We start from the raw sequence: 2,552 nt of genomic DNA, 5'->3' as shown, positions 1-2,552 counted from the left end.
CGGGGGGGGGGGCCCGCCCCGCTCGGGGGCCCGCCGTGCGCCGGGGGGGGGGGGGGGCCCCCCCCCCCCGGCGGGGGCCCCCCCGGGCCGGTTGGGTCTGCGTCGACGAGTCGGGGCAGTCAGAGCTTGCCGACGGTGTCGCTGTCGCTGCGCGCCACCGCCTTGAACAACAGGTAGGCGCCGAAGACGAGGGCGCCGAGCACCAGGACCGGGAACAGCCCTTCCAGCAGTGCGCCGATGATCGCCAGGGCGATCCAGACGATCGCCACGATCCCGATGATCTTCCACAACATGTGCAGCCTCCCTGAGGTCTCCGCGGACCGTCGTCCGACGATCCGACACCTCGAGCCTGACACCGAACCGGCCGCAGATCAGCAGGTCAGAGCCGAAATCGGGGTGGAAATCAGGGTTCACCCCCAGGCCGGGCGCACGCCGGGAGGGGTCAGCCCCGGATGCGGCCGGCCTGCCGGTCGGCCATCTCGGCCAGCGCCTGGGCCCAGCCGTCGAGGCGGTCGGCGGCGTCGCGCAGATCGGCGACGATGCCCTCGAACCGGTAGTCGATCACCGAACTCTCCGGGACGGCGAGCACCTGGCCCGCCGCGGCGACCAGCCGCTCGTACTCGGCGATACCGCTGTCGAGGCGGGCCAGCGCGCCGCGCACTGTCTCGGCCATGACCGCGGCGCTGTCGGGGCTCGCCTGGCCGAGCACCGCGAGCGCCTGCTCCATCTGCACGATATCGGCGGCCAGCGCGTGCAGGGCGGCGGCGCCCGCCGCGGCGGTGTCGGCCATCTCGGTCAGTTCCTCGGCCGGGAGCCTGCGCCCCGCCGCGATCTGCGTGATGAGGCCGTGCATCACCCGCTCGGCCCTGACCAGCCGGGCGATCGGGGCGCGGGCGGCCGAACGCAGCGGGGGCTGTCTGCGCGGCTGGAAACGCGGCGGCGGCAACGGGACGTTGCGCATCTGCAGGTAGCGGCGGGTGTTGTAGGCGGCGCCGGTGGCCGCGACCACCACGCCGCCGCCGAGCGCGACGACCGCCCAGGCGGGCGCGGAGACGACCACCAGACCGACCAGGCCCACGGTGGTGATGCCGGAGACGGTGCCGAGGCGCACGCCGCGCCTGCGGGCCCGGCGGCGCTTGCGCAGTTCGCGTTCGCGTGGATCGGCCCAGCGGCGGACCGCGCCGAGGGCCTGCTCACCCACGTCGCGCAGGGTGTCGGGCAGGGCGGTCGGCAGCGGGGAGGCGAAAGAGGCCGTCTGGTAGGGGCCCGGCGTCGGCGCCGACGAGGCCGCCGCTCCCACGGCTGCGCCGTCTGAGGGTGCAGCTGCGTCGGGAGAGGGTGCAGCTGCGTCGGGAGAGGGCCCAGCCGCGTCGCGAGAGGGCCCAGCCGCACTCCGCGCAGGCGCGGGGGGCCTGCTCGCCGGGTGTGGCGGCATCCCCCGGGGCGGCGGAGGCGCCGGCACGGCCGCCCGCTGTGCGGTAGCGGTGTGCTGTGCCGTCGTCGCCTGTTGCGCCGCGGTGGCCTGCGGCGGCGTGCCGTACGGTGCGTGCGCGTACCCGGCCGGGGAGCGTCCGACCCGAATTCGCTTGCGGCTCATGCGCGTCCTTCACACGTGTCGCGAACAGTGCACCGTCGGCTCACCTGATCGCGGTTCTACTGCTGGGCGGTCTGCCCCTTGTTCATCTGCGGCTGGGCCGGGTCGGCCTGCGCCGGGTTGCGCTGCGCGGGGTTCAGCGCGTCGGCGCCGCCCGCGGGCAGCTGGTCGCCGCGCATGGAGGCGCGGATCTGCTCGAGCCTGCTGTGGCCCGCCATCTGCACGCTGGCCTGCTGCACTTCCATCATGCGGCCCTGCACGGAGTTCTGGGCCAGTTCGGCGGCGCCGAGCGCGTTGGCGTAGCGGCGCTCGATCTTCTCGCGTACGGCGTCCAGGCTCGGGGTGCTGCCCGGCGCGGACAGGGTGGAGTCCATCTGCTGCAGCGAGGCCGAGACCTGCTCCTGCATCTTGGCCTGCTCGAGCTGGCTGAGCAGCTTGGTGCGCTCGGCGACCTTCTGCTGCAACAGCATCGCGTTCTGCTCGACCGCCTTCTTGGCCTGGGCGGCGGCCTGCAGCGACTGGTCGTGCAGCACCTTCAGATCCTCGACGGCCTGCTCGGCGGTGACCAGCTGGGCGGCGAAGGCCTCGGCGGCGTTGGTGTACTGGATCGACTTCTCGGTGTCGCCCGCGGCGGCCGCCTGGTCGGCCAGCATGACGGCCTGCCTGGCGTTGGCGTTGAGCTTCTCCACCTCGTCGAGCTGACGGTTGAGCTTCATCTCCAGCTGACGCTGGTTGCCGATGACCGATGCGGCCTGCTGCGAGAGAGCCTGGTGTTGACGCTGGGCTTCCTCGATAGCCTGCTGGATCTGAACCTTGGGGTCCGCGTGCTCTTCGATCTTGGAATCGAAGAGGGCCATCAGGTATTTCCAGGCCTTGACGAACGGATTAGCCATCGATTGATCCCGCCTCCATCTGATGTACCGCTTGCTGCGGCCCGGGGGCGCGGACCACCCGCCCC

At 72.9% G+C, this 2,552-nt stretch carries 3 protein-coding genes; all 3 read right to left on the bottom strand.

Annotation, left to right across the window (positions count from 1 at the left end):
* Positions 1-119 precede the first annotated feature (119 nt).
* Entirely contained in the window at positions 120-293 is a 174-nt protein-coding gene (locus tag QH283_RS22820) for a hypothetical protein (protein ID WP_280504995.1), read from the bottom strand.
* Between the two features lie 149 nt (positions 294-442).
* Entirely contained in the window at positions 443-1,300 is an 858-nt protein-coding gene (pspM, locus tag QH283_RS22815; protein WP_280504994.1) for a phage shock envelope stress response protein PspM, read from the bottom strand.
* Positions 1,301-1,653: 353 nt separating this feature from the next.
* The gene (locus QH283_RS22810) at positions 1,654-2,487 is read right to left on the bottom strand and encodes a PspA/IM30 family protein (protein ID WP_280504993.1); all 834 of its coding nucleotides are present in this window, start codon (positions 2,485-2,487) and stop codon (positions 1,654-1,656) included.
* Between the last annotated feature and the right edge of the window lie 65 nt (positions 2,488-2,552).

Source organism: Nocardia farcinica (genome assembly GCF_029867845.1).
Lineage (GTDB): Bacteria > Actinomycetota > Actinomycetes > Mycobacteriales > Mycobacteriaceae > Nocardia > Nocardia farcinica_A.
The sequence above is the reverse complement of the archived record's forward strand: the minus strand, read 5'-3'. Positions and strand labels throughout refer to the sequence as shown.

Bases quoted from the DNA above. Each gene is read 5' to 3' on its own strand.
- QH283_RS22820 (WP_280504995.1), bottom strand. From the start codon at position 293: ATGTTGTGGAAGATCATCGGGATCGTGGCGATCGTCTGGATCGCCCTG.
- QH283_RS22810 (WP_280504993.1), bottom strand. From the start codon at position 2,487: ATGGCTAATCCGTTCGTCAAGGCCTGGAAATACCTGATGGCCCTCTTC.